Origin of the sequence: Sphaerochaeta halotolerans, assembly GCF_003429665.1 — a bacterium.
GTDB classification, from domain to species: domain Bacteria; phylum Spirochaetota; class Spirochaetia; order Sphaerochaetales; family Sphaerochaetaceae; genus Sphaerochaeta; species Sphaerochaeta halotolerans.
In genome coordinates this window covers 62,455-79,283 of sequence record NZ_QUWK01000010.1, presented here as the reverse complement: position 1 = coordinate 79,283, position 16,829 = coordinate 62,455, and the positions used below count along the sequence as shown (strand labels likewise).

12 protein-coding genes are annotated in these 16,829 nt (G+C 47.2%); 4 read left to right on the top strand and 8 right to left on the bottom strand.

Translation table 11 applies throughout. The features are described from left to right. Positions 1 to 248: 248 nt before the first annotated feature. The 3 genes from DYP60_RS10265 to DYP60_RS10255 all read right to left on the bottom strand — a co-directional run bounded on the left by DYP60_RS10265 (position 249) and on the right by DYP60_RS10255 (position 5,109). Entirely contained in the window at positions 249 to 3,101 is a 2,853-nt protein-coding gene (locus DYP60_RS10265) for an HD domain-containing phosphohydrolase (protein ID WP_117330920.1), read from the bottom strand. Beyond that, positions 3,098 to 4,156, bottom strand: a complete 1,059-nt coding sequence (locus DYP60_RS10260; protein ID WP_237446247.1) for a PAS domain-containing protein — start codon at positions 4,154 to 4,156, stop codon at positions 3,098 to 3,100. The genes DYP60_RS10265 and DYP60_RS10260 overlap by 4 nt, the downstream gene beginning before the upstream one ends. 80 nt (positions 4,157 to 4,236) lie before the next feature. Beyond that, positions 4,237 to 5,109, bottom strand: a complete 873-nt coding sequence (locus DYP60_RS10255; RefSeq protein ID WP_117330918.1) for an HAD-IIB family hydrolase — start codon at positions 5,107 to 5,109, stop codon at positions 4,237 to 4,239. A gap of 20 nt (positions 5,110 to 5,129) precedes the next feature. Here DYP60_RS10255 and DYP60_RS10250 point away from each other — a divergent pair, with 20 nt between their 5' ends. The 3 genes from DYP60_RS10250 to dnaE are packed head-to-tail and all read left to right on the top strand — an operon-like array spanning position 5,130 to position 10,010. Continuing rightward, the gene (locus tag DYP60_RS10250) at positions 5,130 to 5,954 is read left to right on the top strand and encodes a DUF72 domain-containing protein (RefSeq protein ID WP_117330917.1); all 825 of its coding nucleotides are present in this window, start codon (positions 5,130 to 5,132) and stop codon (positions 5,952 to 5,954) included. After that, positions 5,915 to 7,090 (top strand): DNA polymerase Y family protein, encoded by a 1,176-nt coding sequence (locus DYP60_RS10245; protein WP_117330916.1) that lies wholly within the window; start codon positions 5,915 to 5,917, stop codon positions 7,088 to 7,090. The genes DYP60_RS10250 and DYP60_RS10245 overlap by 40 nt, the downstream gene beginning before the upstream one ends. Next, a complete protein-coding gene (dnaE, locus tag DYP60_RS10240) occupies positions 7,065 to 10,010 on the top strand; it encodes a DNA polymerase III subunit alpha (RefSeq protein WP_240622866.1) in 2,946 nt (981 codons plus the stop codon). The genes DYP60_RS10245 and dnaE overlap by 26 nt, the downstream gene beginning before the upstream one ends. Before the next feature lie 33 nt (positions 10,011 to 10,043). Here dnaE and DYP60_RS10235 read toward each other — a convergent pair whose 3' ends face one another. Beyond that, positions 10,044 to 10,193, bottom strand: a complete 150-nt coding sequence (locus DYP60_RS10235) for a hypothetical protein (protein ID WP_240622865.1) — start codon at positions 10,191 to 10,193, stop codon at positions 10,044 to 10,046. 88 nt (positions 10,194 to 10,281) lie between these two features. Between DYP60_RS10235 and DYP60_RS10230 the strand changes: the two genes are divergently transcribed. Continuing rightward, entirely contained in the window at positions 10,282 to 10,728 is a 447-nt protein-coding gene (locus DYP60_RS10230) for an NUDIX hydrolase (RefSeq protein WP_117330914.1), read from the top strand. Positions 10,729 to 11,236: 508 nt separating this feature from the next. Here the strand turns inward: DYP60_RS10230 and DYP60_RS10220 are convergent. From DYP60_RS10220 to DYP60_RS10205, 4 genes are read right to left on the bottom strand one after another with little or no spacing between them, the layout of a single operon-like run. After that, positions 11,237 to 13,222, bottom strand: coding sequence for a dipeptide ABC transporter ATP-binding protein (locus DYP60_RS10220; protein ID WP_117330912.1), 1,986 nt, complete (start codon positions 13,220 to 13,222; stop codon positions 11,237 to 11,239). Next, on the bottom strand, positions 13,212 to 14,042 hold the full coding sequence (locus tag DYP60_RS10215) for an ABC transporter permease (protein WP_117330911.1): 831 nt from the start codon (positions 14,040 to 14,042) through the stop codon (positions 13,212 to 13,214). The genes DYP60_RS10220 and DYP60_RS10215 overlap by 11 nt, the downstream gene beginning before the upstream one ends. Next, entirely contained in the window at positions 14,039 to 15,007 is a 969-nt protein-coding gene (locus DYP60_RS10210; protein WP_117330910.1) for an ABC transporter permease, read from the bottom strand. The genes DYP60_RS10215 and DYP60_RS10210 overlap by 4 nt, the downstream gene beginning before the upstream one ends. Continuing rightward, a complete protein-coding gene (locus DYP60_RS10205) occupies positions 15,004 to 16,566 on the bottom strand; it encodes an ABC transporter substrate-binding protein (protein WP_117330909.1) in 1,563 nt (520 codons plus the stop codon). The genes DYP60_RS10210 and DYP60_RS10205 overlap by 4 nt, the downstream gene beginning before the upstream one ends. Positions 16,567 to 16,829: the final 263 nt, after the last annotated feature.

Genomic DNA, 16,829 nt, shown 5'->3' with positions numbered 1-16,829 from the left:
ACTGCTTCGGCAATCACACCACATATGATGTGTTTCTGCGCAGCAAGATAGAAAGCAAAGGGGATGTAACAAAGACCAACAAAAAGGATTACATGAATTACTATGGTGAGAAGCTGTCTTTTGCGCGATAATCAATTGGAGAGTCAGTCTGTGAATACACCACTACATGGTTTATACTCAGTCTCCCGGCATAATGAGTGCAGCATCAACTTGGCATAAGATTTTTGCTTCTGTGTCATCCATATTTTTTAAAACAATTCGCTCTCTTCTTGGGTTTCTCCGTCTTGACCACGGAACTGACTGATTGAAGAAAGGAAAGCCGAAACAACAGCAGGGTCGTACATGGATCCACTACAGCGCTTGATCTCTGCAATAGCCACTTCCGGAGGCAATGGCTTCTTGTAGGAGCGCTCACTGGTCATGGCATCATAGCTGTCCGCTACACTGATGATTCTTGCTGGTAAGCTGATAGCTTCTCCCTTCAGCCCTCTGGGATACCCAGTTCCATCCCACCTCTCATGGTGTTCCAACACTGACAGGGATAGGTCACTGTATTCAACAGAAGCAGAGAGAATTCGATACCCAATCTCCGGATGCCTTTTTACTGCATCCCGCTCATTATCCTCAAGACGCGTTGGTTTATTGAGAATTGACTCATTGATTCCTATCTTTCCAATATCGTGCAACAAAGCAGCAATCCGAATACGCTTAATATCACTCTCAGAAAGATGCAACTGTTTAGCCAGGAATACGGAAAGGAGGCTTACCCTTCTTGAGTGTTGCAATTCCCGGGGACTCTTTGCGAACAGTGAATTGATGACCAATCCTATAGACTTGTTCTTTGCACTTGCACTTTCGTAGATCTTGTTTCGTTGCAGATGATCCTCCGCTCGCTTAAGCGTTTCCTGCAAACGCTCCTTTCCCACTTCTTTTACAGCATACCCAGAGGAGATGGAAAGTCTAAAACTCTCAATTCGTATCTCCCTGGAGCGTTCTTCTACACAAGCAAGCAACGCTTCCGTTTCTTGGACAGAATCGCCAGGAAGAAGAAACACAAACTCATCTCCACCATACCGCGCGATTGTAGTGCCCTCAGTGCTGCATTTTCGTAGGATTTGTGCCGTGGCCTTGAGCATCGAATCACCCACATCATGGCCAAAACTGTCATTGATTAGTTTCAATCCATTGATATCAATCAATGCAAGGGTAAAAGCTCCTGCATGTTCAAGTCTTTGCAGCTTGTGCTCAAAGTAAGCTCGACTATAGAGACCGGTAAGGTAATCATGGTTTCTCTGATAGATCAATTTTTTTTGGTTTGCACGGATTTCCGTTACATCACGACAAACGACAACAGCACCAAGCAACACATTCTGTTCATCTCGTATGGGAGCATAACTGTAGCTTCCTATCCAACGCTCCCCGGTTTCTCTCTTTACTACTGTATATTCAGTGTCTCCCGTTTTTCCTGAGAGTGCTTGAAACCCTGCCCACTTCTGTTTATCGAGTAGATTCCCTTGACTGTCATAAGCTTCAAACAAGGAAGAGAAGGCGTTCAGGGTCTCGGGACATTCAGTACGCTCCGAAAATCGGTAGTAACGCAAGAATGCTTTGTTGACTAGGATGAAACGGCTTTCAGGGTCAATTATAAACACAGAGTCAATCATGCTGTTGATGGCTGCATCAAGGGTGGCCTTGCTTTGTGCAAGTGATTGCTGGGCAATCTTCTGATCCTCAAGCGCATTAAGGATGATTCGCCTTCCCTGCTCAGTTTGTTCTTGCAAACCTTGTAGCGAGCGCATGGAGGAGTTTCTCTCAGTAATATCAAAGAAGGTAATAAGGAGAAACCGGTCCAGGAATGCACCACTGATTTCCATCTCCAAAACAGTTCCTGATGCTGCAACCAAGGTATATTCATGCGACTCAATATGATGCAGTTTTTTTCTTCTAGACTCCTCAACAGCCGCTTCCCAAGATTGTCTTGCCTGTATTCGATAGGTAGGGTCGGGATACACCTTCTCATACCAGATATCAATATCGTTAATCTCACCATGCTTGAAGCCAAACGTTGTAACCCAAGCATCATTCACAGAAGCCACCTTCCCTTCATGCGTGAGCAGAACCATTGGTACCGGTGCATTGGAGAAAAGTTGCTTGAATTTTATTTCACTGTCTGCTAATTCTTTTTCCACAGCTTTTCTTCTCTGTACTTCCTCGATGAGTTTCCAAATCCAGAAACCCAATATCACAGCAACAATCAAGGCTAATCCAACAATCAGGTAAATGGTTGAGCGCTGTACTGTTCTTTCATACTGGAGCGGGAGATATGTTCGATACAGACGCTCCCGCGTCTCGCTATCAATGGTTTGGAGAGCTTTGTTGATAATGGGAAGAATTGATGCATAGTCCTCATGCACAGCAATGGAGAGAGAGTTCATATACGCGGTAGTGCCCACTACCTTTACCTTTCTGGAAAGCCCTAGCTTTGCCCGATAGTGGTTAGCAACCAGTAGATTCTCCACCAGAGCGAAGCACTCACCCCGGGAAACCTTCAGCAATCCTTCTGAAACGGAGGGAACCTCAACCAGTGTCAGATTCGGGTAATCCCGGGCAAGCCATTCCTGTGCCGCATAATGGGATACTACTGCGACTCTTTTTCCTTCGAGCTCAGCCAGGCTGCCAATATAACCCACCTGTTCTCCTGCGATAATAGCCAAAGGCACAGTCAGGTACGGTTCACTGAATCGTAGGGTTGCTTCACGCTCTTCAGTCTTGCTGATGCTCCCTGTCATGGCAATTTCACCGGAAAGCAACTTGTCATATGCATCCTGCCACGAAGCTTCTTCAACAGGAATAAAGGTTAAGCCACTGAGAGAGCTGATACACTGCAAGTATGCATAACTCAAACCAGTTGGGTTCCCCTGCTTGTCTAGGTATTCCAAGGGTTCCCAGGCAGGATCAACCAAGACAGTGAGGGGCTCCTGCTGTGCAAGCAAAGCAATTTCAGCATCACTCAATGTAGAAAGGAAGGAGGAGTCGGAGGCGAAGAGAATGGAGGATAGTGAGAGGAGTATAACGAGTAGTTTCAAGCGAATAACATTCATGGCATACCCTCCTCTTCCACTGAGGAGTAACGGGATGTTCTTCCGAGTTCCCTAAGCAGAGCATTCACCTCTCGCTTCAATTCCATGATTCGTTCTTCCCTCTGGCTCATTACTGCGTACCAACGCTTCAGTTCTTCCAGCTGTTCCTTGTTCTGTTGTTCTATCGCATTACGTTCAGTTATATCCAACCCCTGGGCGATGGTTGCTACGAGGGAACCGTCAACAGGGTCAAGAATGGGCCCTGCATTCCAAAGAATGGTCCGTACCTGGCCATCAACAGTTTTGAGATGTATTTCGACATTGGAAAGACTATGTTCCGTTTCCAGACGGCTTTCCAGACGGTCGAGCTCCCCCTCACCCAGTGAAGATAATACGATGCCTACGTTCTTTCCCACAATCTCGTGCATTGGTATTCCCAACAAGGTGGAAAAAGAGTGGTTTGTTCTGGTAATAGTATAAGAAGAGTCCCAGACAAGGATGGGACTGTTCGATTGCATAAGCAATGCATCAAGATAATCATGGGTTTCTTTCAGTTCTGATGCCATCCGCTTCTGTTGGGTGAGTAACTCAGTATAGACAATGATGCCACCAATCTTGCCGTTCTCTGTATACCATGGGCGGCATTCCCAACGTGTGTAGTCTACAGTTCCATCTGCATGAGTATAGGGGTCGTCTTCCCCATTGATCACTTCACCTTTCAGACAACGTTGGTGGACCTTTCTCCATTTTTCGGGGAGATTGGGAATTACCTCATAATGGTGTTTGCCAATAATGGCATTCCTATCTGGGATATGATACTCCTCACAATATTTCTGACTGACATAGAGGTAATGCAGGTTTGTGTCATGCACGGCTATGGCATAACGCGAATGCTCTATAACATAGCTGAGTAACTCTGATGTATGCCGAAGAGAGGTTTCCTGTGTTTGTAATGTTCTGGCCTTACGTTTCTGTATGAAGGTTATGACCGTAAAAAGGATAAGCAGTCCAAAAAGGAGTACTATCAGATTGGAAAATGTTAGAACAAAATGCCCTTGCGTTGCGCTGAAAAGCAAGTTCAAACTCGTTACTCCTCGTTCTCCAAGCCTGTATACAACACTACCTTACCATACCCCCAAGCATCCTACCAGTACGTCTAGCGTTGCTTTTCTATAATTTTCCTGATGGTCCCAACCAAATCATGACAGTGCTCGAAATCCCTGTCCTTCACTCCTTGGTGTGCACTTCCCATGATATAGCCTTTACCAGCAGCCTCAAGCATGGGAATGTCATTCTCGTCATCTCCAAAGGCATAGGTGTATGCGAGGGGAACAGAGAAGTGCTCACTGATGGCTTTCAACGAGGTGCCTTTCGAAGTAGGACAGATGTCAAACATCTGGTTCCCTGTGGTGACTACATGAAAGGAGGAATCCCAAGCCTTCCGACTTTGCTCAAGAACTGTAGGTACATTGCCATCACATACTGCGGTAATCTGCAACACATCACCGATTACTTCGTTGAATGTGTCAAAAAATCTCGTATACCCCTTTGCCAGATAGCTCTTTGCCTTCAGCTGATTCCGGGAGAAGGTGGGCAAGTAGATCGCTTCTGTCGTAGAGATAAGCGCCGTGGCTCCCCAGGCATGCAACGAGGAGGTTATCTGCTCAGCCAAGGGACGGGTTATACCATGATTGGGAAACAACTCAGTTCCCTGATACACTACCCTGCACCCATTGGAAGCTGAAAAAACCACCTGGGAGGAAACCGGTGAAAAGAGAGGAATGAGCGCTTCATGAAACCGCCCGCTGGATATGCAGAACAGGAAATCCGCCTGCCTTGCTTCTTCTACCAAGGCAAAGAACTCCGAGGAGATGGTTCTCTCCCCATGGGGAAGAATCGTTCCATCCACATCACAGAAAACGATACCGGCATATGTATGCACATCCACCTCCAAAATATTGTGCACCAGTATGGCAAATATCCATCCTAGAGGCAAGACACGTGAGGTTTCCTCTTGATTACTTAACATATATATAGTATATCAAGAATATGAGTACCGTTTTGATTGGAACTTCAGGCTACAGTTATACCGAGTGGATAGGACCAGTGTATGCACAGGGAACCAGACGTGAGGACTTCCTCGCCCACTATGCCCAGCTGTTTCCCACAGTGGAGCTGAACTTCAGCTACTATCGCATGCCTGAGGCCACACAACTTGCAGCAATGCACAAGAGTGCTCCGTCCCTCCAATTCTCCATCAAGGCTCACCAGAGCCTTACCCATACCATTGATCCTGCTTCCTGGAGGGAACAGGCCCTCTTGTTCTCCCATGCCATTGAGCCACTGGCTCACAACCAAGTGCTTAGTGCTGTCCTACTGCAATTCCCCTATTCGTTTCATTATGAAATAGCAGAACGCAAATATCTGGATTCGCTCCTGAAGGCCCTTGCCCCCTTCCCCCTTGCCATCGAATTCCGGAACAGCAGCTGGTACAACAATCGTACTCTTGACTCACTACGACAGAGAAACATTGCCCTTGCTTCCCTTGACATGCCCTCGGTGAAAGGCAATCCTCCCATGATGGATGTAAAAACCAGCAACTCACTTGCCTATATCAGGCTCCATGGAAGGAATGAAGAGACTTGGTGGGGATCGGATCGTGCAAGCCGTTACGATTATCTGTACAGTGCTAAGGAACTTGCCAGCCTACTTGGACGGATTCAATCGTTTACTACACATACACAGAAGGTACTCATCTACTTCAACAACCATCGCAGGGGTCAGGCAGTAGCCAATGCGCTGATGTTGTACCAGTTGGCAGTAGGAGGGAAAGTATGCGACCTTCCGGGGCAAGCATCATCCATATCAATGTGACCGACTTTGCAGCAGCAGTAGCAGTGGCAAAAAATCCAAGTCTTGCTGACACCCCATTTGTGGTCGCCATGGAGGGGTCGGCAAGAACAGTAGTGCTTACCCCATCACGCAGAGCATGGGAGGAAGGAGTACGGACCGGTATGCCACTTCGTCTTGCAAAACAGAGAATCCCCTCCCTGCAGGTACTCCCCTGGGACAGGCAAAGCACGGCAAAGGCTGATGCAGCAATTACCACCATCGCACAGGCATATTCTCCCAGCATCCAGTGCGACCGGGGCGGTCATATCTATCTGGACATGCAGGGAACCACACGCCTCTTCGGCCCGGTGGTGGATAGCGCTGTGCATATTCGGGGAGAAATCAAAGAGAAGCTGAACCTTGATGCTTCAGTGGCTGTGGCCTCCAACAAGCTGGTCGCCAAAGTGGGGACCCGTACCACCAGACCTGCTGGATTGATTCAGGTCAGGGAGGGGGATGAGGCTTCATTCCTTGCTTGGCAGGATGTTTCCTTGCTGAGCGGAGTAGGAGTTGCCACTGCACGACTGCTCTCGGTGGCAGGTATCACGACAATTGGCCAGATTGCAGCGCTGAAGGATGACCAGGTACTTGCCTTCCTGGGCAAACGTGGTTTGGCTCTTCGCGATGCTGCCCGTGGACTGGATAGCAGTCCACTGCAAACCGGGCTGCCAGAGAAACGGCTTGTGCAGAGGAAAATCAGGTTTGCTGCACCAATCCTGGAGATGGATGCCCTCCATGCCGCTGTGGTCGCTGCAGGAGAGGATGCAGCCTTGGCCATGAGATCTGCAGGACTTGGCTGCGCAAAGATCCAAATAGCACTGCTCTACAGTGATGGAAGAAGAACCGAGGCGTCCCTCCGTACCAAGGGACAGTGGGTCTATGACCATGAGATCACCCTTGTTGCATGGAAGGTTGCCCAACTGGCAGCAAGCCGTAGGGTACATGTGCTCTCTTGCTCACTCTCCCTCGCCGAACTCTCCCCACTTGCACCGACTCTGGACCTCTTTCTCCCCGATGCACAGCATCGCTCGGACTCCCTACAACAGGCAGTTGATCGAATGCGTCATAAGTTTGGTCCTGGCATCCTGACCCATGCAACAACCATCGCCCATGCGTAGTCGTCTAGCTCTGAGCACAGCCTACTCACTTCTCTTCTCTCCAGTGGCGGTGGATGACCTCTTCAACCGTTTACAGGCAATGCAGGTAGAACAAGTTGCCATCACGGACCGTGACAACCTCTATGGGTATCCTGTCTACAGGGAAGCAGCAAAAGAGAGGGGAATATCCCTTGTTTGTGCTTGCCTGCTTACCGAAAGGCAGGGGGATCTGTTTGCCTTCGTCCAAGACCAGAAGGGCTATGAGCTACTCTGCACCCTCATCAGCAAGAGGAATCTCGATCCTTCCTTTTCGTATCTCCCTACACTTAAGAAAACTTCGGAAGGTCTTGTGTTGGCAACCACAAGTAGTGCAATCCTTTCCCAGCTTGCCGATACAGGAGCAGCCCTGTACGGTGCGATTAGCCCAGATTCCCTGCAGATCATCACAACTGCGAAAAAACTCGCTGTTCCCCTTCTCGCCATTGATGGAGCTTTTCTGCTTGAAGAAGGACAACGGGAGGTCCACCGGGTACTTCGTGCCATTGCTCTCCATAAAAGTGTGGGCAGTCTTACAGAGGAAGCGTATATACAAAAAGGAGGAATATTGCTCAGGCAAGAGGAGTGGGAACAGGCTTTTGCGCCCTGGCCAGAGGCCATAGAGCATGCACAGATCCTTATACCGTACGACCCATTTTCCTCCTCCCTCATCTTTCCTACCTATCCGGTCACTGCACAAGGCAGTGCTGAGGAAGAACTGAAAAATCGGGTCTACCTAGGTGCGGAGAACCGCTATGGGGAGATTAATGATGCCATCATGGAACGTATCGACTATGAGTTGGGCATCATCAACGAAAAGGGGTTCGCCCCCTATTTCCTCGTGATGCACGATATAGTACAGATGAGTAGCAGGACCTGCGGCAGAGGGTCAGGAGCTGCATCCATCGTCTCGTACAGCCTCTTCATTACCAATGTGGATCCCATTGCCCATCATTTGTACTTTGAACGGTTCCTCTCCCCTTCCCGCCAAGACCCACCGGACATCGATGTTGACTTTGCATGGGATGAACGAGATGGGGTTTTTGCTGCTGTTTTTGAACGCTTTGGTATTGAACACTGTGCGAGGGTAGCCAACCACAACCGTTTTCGTCTGCGCTCCGCTATCCGTGAAACGGCCCGTTGTTATGGACTGAGTGATGCACAGATTACCAAAGCGGAAGAGACGTTGTTCATGAAAGGGGTTGATGCTCTGCTTGACCCACTGTGGCAGACCATTGTGCGGATAGCCACAGCACTTGACCGACTTCCCAAAGAGATTTCCATGCACTGTGGTGGATTGGTTATCACACCCAAAGAGATAACCCGTTATGCCCCGATCCTCCGATCAGCCGATGGATATCCCTTGCTGAGTTGGGAGAAAGAGGGGACGGAAATGGCAGGCTTTGTAAAGATTGATCTCTTGGGAAACCGCTCCCTTGCAGTCATCCGCGATACCTTGCAAAACCTGAGGGAAGAGGGAGTCTCCCTCGATGAACGAACATGGCAGCCTGCAGAAGATGCTGAAACCGTCAATGCCCTCGCCCGTGGGGATTCGATGGGAGTCTTCTACATTGAATCTCCTGCAATGCGGCAGTTGCAGAAGAAAACAGGACGAGGGGATTTTGCACATATCGTCATTCACTCCTCCCTCATCCGGCCTGCAGCAAACAAGTACATCAATGAGTACGTCCAGCGTTTGAAAGGAAAACGGTGGGAACCCCTGCATCCCAGGCTTGCCTATATTCTGGACGAGACATACGGGATTCTTTGTTACCAGGAAGATGTCTCCAAGACAGCCGTTGCCTTGGCAGGCTTTTCCCAAGCTGATGCCGACCAGCTTCGCAAGATCATTGCAAAGAAGGCTGATGGGAAACGTCTGCAGGTATTCAGGGACCAGTTCTTTGCAGGTTGTGAGAAGAATGGGGTCAATCCTTCGATTGCTGAACAAATCTGGCTGATGATGCTCTCCTTCGATGGCTACTCTTTTTGCAAACCACACTCAGCAAGCTATGCAATGGTTTCCTTCCAAAGTGCATACCTCAGGGTCCATCATCCAGCCCATTTCATAGCAGCTGTATTGACCAACCAAGGGGGATACTACCGCCCACAGGCGTATATCAGTGAGGCAAGAAGGATGGGGCTTACCCTGACCGGTCCCGATATCAATACAAGCAGGATAGCGTACTGGGCTGAAGGAAACACCCTCATCATCGGCCTAATGGCCATTGCTGAACTTAGCAGAAATGCTATGAAGCGAATTATCGAGGAACGAAAGCAAGGTGGATGGTTTTCCACTCTAGAAGAAGCTTCCCACCGACTCGCTCTGGGCAGGGAGGATCTGGTGGCCTTGGTAGCCTCAGGTGCGTTTGACTCATTGGCCCCTGCAAGGAAGCGAAGTGACCAACTCAGGATACTGCTCACCACGACACGGTCCCACTCATGCAATGGGCAGGCAGACTTGTTTTCTATTGAGCAGCCCCATTACAAGAAAGAGCAGCTTCCTGTTGCCATTCAGCGCCCCTACAGTGAAGGAGAACTCCATCGTGAGTTTGCTTCCCTGGGTTTTCTCAGGAATCATCACCCCTTGGTACTCTACGCACACCTCTTGAGTTCAGTCCACCGGATCAAGGCATGTGAGATTGATCAAAATGTGGAGCGATATGTTACGCTCATTGGCTACCAGATTACCCAGAAACAGGTATTGACCAAAACAGGAGAATGTATGAGCTTTGTCTCCTTTGAGGATGAGACAGCACTCTACGAGACGGTGCTGTTCCCTGAACTCTATAAGCGCCTTTACCCTTTGCTGGCAGGTCGTTGGCCGCTGTTGGTCTTCGGCTTGGTAAAGAATGATGAAGGTGCCTTGATCGTGGAGGTGCAGAATCTGAGAAAACTGGGGTCTTGAGCAATCCGCTCAAGATAAGCTTTCATGTTGAATTTACGCTCTAGACCTCGGTCGCTCCACCCATGGACGGTCATGCTTGCCGAAACACCAGGCAACCCCGGCATACCCATTGGGGTCGCGCCCATCGGCCTGGTAGGTAGTGTTCAGCTCAAAGGCCAATGAAAAGCCCTGCTTGATTCCCATGGCTTCTACAACTCCATACGGATGAGAAGTCAGTATTTTTAACCCAAAGGACATCTATTCCGCTATACTGCAGGGAGGAGTATTGTTCATGCATCTACCCTATCATGGAGCAGGCATTATATTTTGGACAATCACAGAAAAAGGTGAGTTGTCTTTTCTGATGGGCAACCGTTCCATGTCTCCCCAGAACCACCACTGGTCTTTTCCCGGGGGGACGTGGGAGAGAGCAAGAGATGGATATGATACCAAGGGAAAGATTTCCTACAGAGAGACAGCAAAGAGAGAGTGTCTTGAGGAAGTGGGACTGGACGTACCATCTCCCGAGCACATGATACTCATCTGGTCACTTGATGTGCCTGGTTTTCACTACAAGGTGTTTGCCTATCATCTGGATGAACAAGTAAAACCACCCTACATCGACGAATTCTCCGAGGTAGGCTGGTTTACCTTTTCTACAGTCCCTTCTCCTACGGTTACCTTTGTAAGGACCCAGATCCGTAAGCTGAAGCACTATGTTGAGAAGTTAGGGTGCTAGAAGAAAATGTTGTTCTTGTTTCTTCGTAGCTTCCAGCCAAGGCATACTAGTATCGCGTGTCTTCATCATAACCATCCTTCCAAGGGTGGTTTGCTTCACAACGGGTCAGCCAATAGCCTTTGCCACTTTGGCCGCCCCTCAAGGGGCAACCGTGTTACTCGCTACCCGTAAAGGGGCCTATCATACTTCCTTACACTCAGCTTGCTATGCTGTTCATACTTCAGACACTCCCACCCTGCTTACAGAGTACCCCATAAAACTCGATACAATCCTTCGCACCCACACAGTGAGCGCAGGATCTGGCCTAAACTGAGCCTATATTGATTGTAAATTGCTTTTCTCACATACTTTGGCGTAAGCACAATATTGATACTTCGTGTGGGCCACAGAGGTTTCCTTATAGCGGGTGGTTTATTGTTTCGCACACTTCATGTGCTCAACTGTCTGAAGACATTAAAAGAGGAACCATTGGTTTTACAACGGCCCCTCTATCTATTGAATTACTCTCTTACGGCTTGATATGGCAGAAGTAGTAGTGATCTTCCGTCAGCTGTACCATAGGAGGATACTCTTTCACACAAATCTCACCCACTTGCTTATGACATCGACCGGCAAACGGACATCCCTTTATTTTCTTTGCGGGATCAGGGAGCATTCCTTCCAGCTCAATGATATCTTTTTGCTTCGTTGGATCAACCTCGGGAACAGCAGATAACAGTGCTTCGGTATACGGGTGATGGGAATTTTCCATCACCTCATCACGCTTTCCATACTCTGCAATTTTTCCTGCATACATTACCATGATGTAATCACTCAGATAGTTGATGACATTCAAGTCATGAGAGATGAACAAGTAGGCAACATGCGTGTCCACCTGGAGATCGTTGAGCAAGTTGAGTACCGATGCCTGTACAGAGACGTCTAGTGCACTGGTTGGCTCATCACAGACAATCAAGCTTGGAGAAATGGAGAGTGAACGGGCTATTGCAACACGCTGCTGTTCTCCTCCACTCAGCTGACGAGGTTTCTTCTCCAAGTATTCCTTCCCTAAGTCAACTTTCCTGAGAATGTCGATAATTTTCTCTCGTCGTTCTTTCGCATTATTGATGTTTGCAAGCTTCTGCATGGTTCGACCAATAATCTTCTCAACGGTATGGGAAGGATTGAGACTTCGCCCAGGATTCTGGAAGATGAGCTGAATATTTTTCAACGTCTCCTTATCCCGCTTGTTCCAGCCAATGGAAATATCGGTATCTCCGAAGATAATCCTCCCTTTGGAGGGGGGGAACAATCCACTGATCATATGTCCCGTTGTGGATTTTCCACATCCTGACTCACCAACAATTCCTAAAATTGAATGAGGCTTGACCGAGAACTCAATACCATTGACAGCATATACTTTTCGCTTGTTACCATAAATCTTATGCAAATCCTCGACCTTCAATAGATCACGTTCACTATCAAAATCAGGATCTTTCTTGCGTGCAATGGGAGTAATTCGTACCTTCAGCTTGTCAGGGATATCCTCAGCATACGCACGATCACACGCTGCATAATGATGTTCGCCAATTTTCTTAGTTCCATATTTACTGATACAGGTGTCATTTTTCTTATCACAACGGTCAGCAAACGGACAGCCACCTTCATCAACCCCACGTCTCTTTACATATCCAGCGATGGTATTGAGTTTGGTCTTTTCCTTCACAACTCCACCGCGAGGCATACAATTGATCAAAGCACGAGTGTATGGGTGCACAGGATTCTCAAAGATCTGCTTTTTAGGGCCACTTTCTACAATTTCTCCACTGTACATGACCACAATATTCTCGGAAACTTTATTGATGACACCGATATCGTGGGAGATATAAATCATGGACATCTTCAACGTATCCCTGAGCTCTGCAATAGAATCAAGAATGACTGCTTCAGTGGTAACATCCAAGGCAGTAGTTGGTTCATCAAGAATCATAAGGTCTGGCTTGCAAAGCAAAGCCATCGCAATACAGATCCTCTGCTGGATACCACCACTGACCTGGTGAGGATACCTTCTCACAATCCCCTTGGGGTCCCCAAGGTTCATCATTTCCAAGGCCTCAATTGTCGCTTTTCTTGCCTGTGACTTAGAGAGCTTCTGGTGGTGCATTCCCACCTCATCCAACTGAAAGCCGATAGTAAGAGAAGGATTCAGTGAAGAGTATGGATTCTGGAATACCATGGCAATCCTATTGCCACGAACAGATTCCATCTCCTTTTCCGAATTCTCAAGTAAGTTAATACCCTTGAACCGTATGGCTCCCTCCACTTGTGCGTTGGTGGCAAGATAACGCATAACCGTGAAGGCAAGGGTACTCTTTCCACATCCCGACTCACCAATAATCCCTATAGATTCATTGTATCCCAGATTCAAGGATACATTATTGACCGCAGAAAACAGTCCATCAAAGGTGCTGAATCGTACATGGAGGTTTTCAATTTCTAAAATATTATCGTTCATGTATCAATACCTTACTGACAAAGTCAGAGAAAATTGAGATGGCAATCACCAAGGAAGCGATAGCCAAAGCTGGAAACAAAACCGCCCAAGGCGCTTGTGCTATGATCGGTTTATTCTCGATAACCATCATGCCCCAGTCAGGGGTGGGGGGTTGTAGTCCAACTCCCAAAAATCCTAGCGAAGCAACCATCATGATTGAATACGCAAACCTTGCAGTCGCTTCAACAATGATGGGACCCATGGTATTGGGAAGAATCTCCACAAACATAATGTACAAATGATTTTCACCACGAATACGAGCCGCCGAAACATATTCCTGGCTCTTCTCTGTCAGCAACACACCACGGGAAACACGTGCAGTAGCCGGTACAAAGGCAATGGATACGATGATTGTCAAACTAGCAATACTGGAGTCTCCAAGAATTCCAAGAATTACCATTGATAGTACCAAGGGTGGAATGGCCATAAGTATATCCATTCCACGAAGGAATGCCGTATCCAGTCTTCCCCCAAAGTACCCTGCAGAAAAACCGAGTAAAATACCTACCACCGTTGAAAATATGGATGTAAGCAATGCAACGGTAAGGATGGATCTGCTTCCATACACAATTCTGGAAAGAATATCGCGTCCCAGACTGTCGGTTCCCAGAACATGACCATATTCACCAGGAGCTGCCATCTGATTCATAGAATCCATTTCTGTATGCGTGAAAGAAATCATGGACGGCCCTGCAAAGGCAGCTATCAACCAGAATACAATGATTGCAATACCAACCATGGCCAAAGGACTTTTCTTTAATTGATAAAAGAAATATTTCATTTTTGACCTCCTTGGTATCTGATCCTCGGGTTGAGATAACTGTACATAATGTCAGTTATCATCGTAGAAACTGAGTAAATGACGGTAATCAAGAGAACACAAGCCTCAATCAAAGGTACATCACGTGTCTTGATGGCGGTCATCAAAAGAGATCCCATACCGGGGAATCCAAAGAGCGTCTCAACTACAACAAGTCCGCCGAAAAGCCAGCCCATGTTCATGCCGATGATAGTAATGGTAGGAAGCATTGCATTCTTCAAGGCGTGTCTGAAAATGACATATCTGCGAGGCATACCTTTCAAGGTTGCTGCACGGATGTAATCAGAATTCATGACAGAAATCATGGAAGAGCGTTGCATTCTCGAGATGTATCCAAACATTACCAAGGTGATGGAGAGCGCAGGGAGAACCACGATGTTCAAATTCTGCCATATGCTCTCTCCTATCGGTATGACACTTACAATAGGAAACCATTTCAATTGAACAGCAAAAACTGTAATAAGAATAACTCCAGAAACAAACTCAGGAAGCGCCATTGTCGCCAACCCAAAAAATGAAATAATTGAGTCTGTCGGTTTCTTCTCCTTTACCCCTGCCAATACCCCAAAGAAAATAGAGAGCGGAACAAAAATAATAAAGGCGGTCATGGCAAGGATTATTGAATGTCCAACTTTTCTCCAAAGAATAGAGTTGATCGAAACCCCTTGCATATAGATTGAATCACCTAAATCACCGACAACTACACCGCTGATCCATCTTCCATAGCGTTCCAGCAAAGGATCATTCAATCCCCTCGCCTCACGGAGGGCAGCAACGGCTTCCTCTGTGGCACTCTGGCCAAGAATCATCTGTGCGACATCTCCCGGCATGATTTCAACAAGCAGAAAGATAACAAACGACATGACGACCAGGGTCGCTAAAAGCGACCCCAGACGACGAAGAAACATTTCCATTAATCTCTTCATAGGATATCCATGTACTTATATTGCGGGAGCATGGTAAGCGGCTGACGATAGCCAACAACATTATCCTTGATCGCCACCAGATACGGAACCTGTACATTGATCAAAGGACCATTATTGTAGAACCATTCCTGCAACTCATGATAGTATGCCATGCGCTGGTCTGGATCTGCCTCACTGGAAATCTTTTCAATCAGGTCATTCAAAACCGGCTCATCCAAATGGGACTCATTCCAAGGACCACCGCCCTTGAATGCAAGTGAGAGCAACATTGATGGGTCAATACGTCCACCCCAACCGGTGATAGAGATGGGAACATTCAACCAGTATTGAGAAAGGTAGACGTCACGCGTATATCCTTTCAGCTCGATATCAAATCCTGCTTCAGCTGCCAATTCCTTTACGGTCTGGCTCAACTCTTTTCCAAATGGATGATCAGAAGCGTAATAGAGTTCAGTACTCAAACCATTGGGATACCCAGCTTCTGCAAGCAGTTGCTTTGCCTTTGCAATATTTCTCTCACGAAGCGGTAACTCTTTGTACTCAGCCAACATGTTCATGATAGGAGTCTCATTGTAGAACACCCCATCATTGAGCTCCATTTTTGCAGTACTACGTGCTATTACCTTCGGGTCCATAGCATATTTGAATGCCAAGCGAACACGATTGTCATTAAACGGAGCCTCATCTACACGCATGGAGATGAATCGCTGCTCCTGATAAGGAGAGATGACAGAAATACCATCAATCCCATCAACACGCTGCTGAATCTCCGGGGTAATAAAGGGAACCACATCTACACGATCGGATTCGAGCATTGAGATGCTTGCATCAATATCACCTACGAAATAAATAGCAATCTGATCAATCTTCGGAAGACCTTCTGCCCAATAATTAGGGTTCTTCTTGAGCAATGCAGATTCCTTGGGAACCAACTGACTCATCATGAAAGGACCAGTCCCCATTGGCTTGGATTCACCCAAGGAAGCATAGTCATACTCGCTGGAAAGAATAGCCATGTTGTAGTCAGTAAACAGATAGACGAATGTCGGGCGAGCTTCTTTAAGCGTTACCTGAACAGTATAATCATCAACAACACGAACAGATTCCACTACTTCAAAGTCAGTTTTTTTCAAGTGACCAAGACTTGGATCCTGCGTCCTTTCAATGGTGTATTTCACATCTTCAGCGGTGAAATCAGAACCGTCATGGAACTTCACTCCCTGGCGAAGCTTGAAGGTCCAGACTTTTCCTTCATTGGTTTCCCAGCTGGTTGCCAAGACAGGATCAAGTTCACCGGTTTCGGCATTGATTTCAATCAAATACTCATAAATGGATGAGTTCATAGAGAAAACCTGACCATCCCAGACACCAGGAGTAATCAATCCAGGGACCTGTTCCGCCACACGAATCTGTTTAACAGGAGCCTCTTTTTCTACAGGCTCACCTATTACAGCTGCCTCTTGTGTGGTTTCATCTTTCTGAAAAACCATCAGCAAGACAACGACCAAAACCACTACCAATACCAGCAATCCTATCATTATAGATAATTTACGTTGCATAATTCCTCCTCAAAGTTGTTTGAACCAAAACGTTTTTTTGTCGGAAGCTCCCCCCATGGGAACCATTTTTTCAGAACATACAGGTTTTTCGTGCAACCTTTGCACGTAACATGGCTTGTGCAATTCCTGTATCCGACAACTCTATTAAACTATTAAAGTTGTCACTTTGTCAAGAAACATGCTATAATTGTTTGCTATTAGCAATCTTTCGCTTTACTCCTCCTCTTTCAATCCTTCTCTAGTAAAGAGCTTATTAGAAGTTT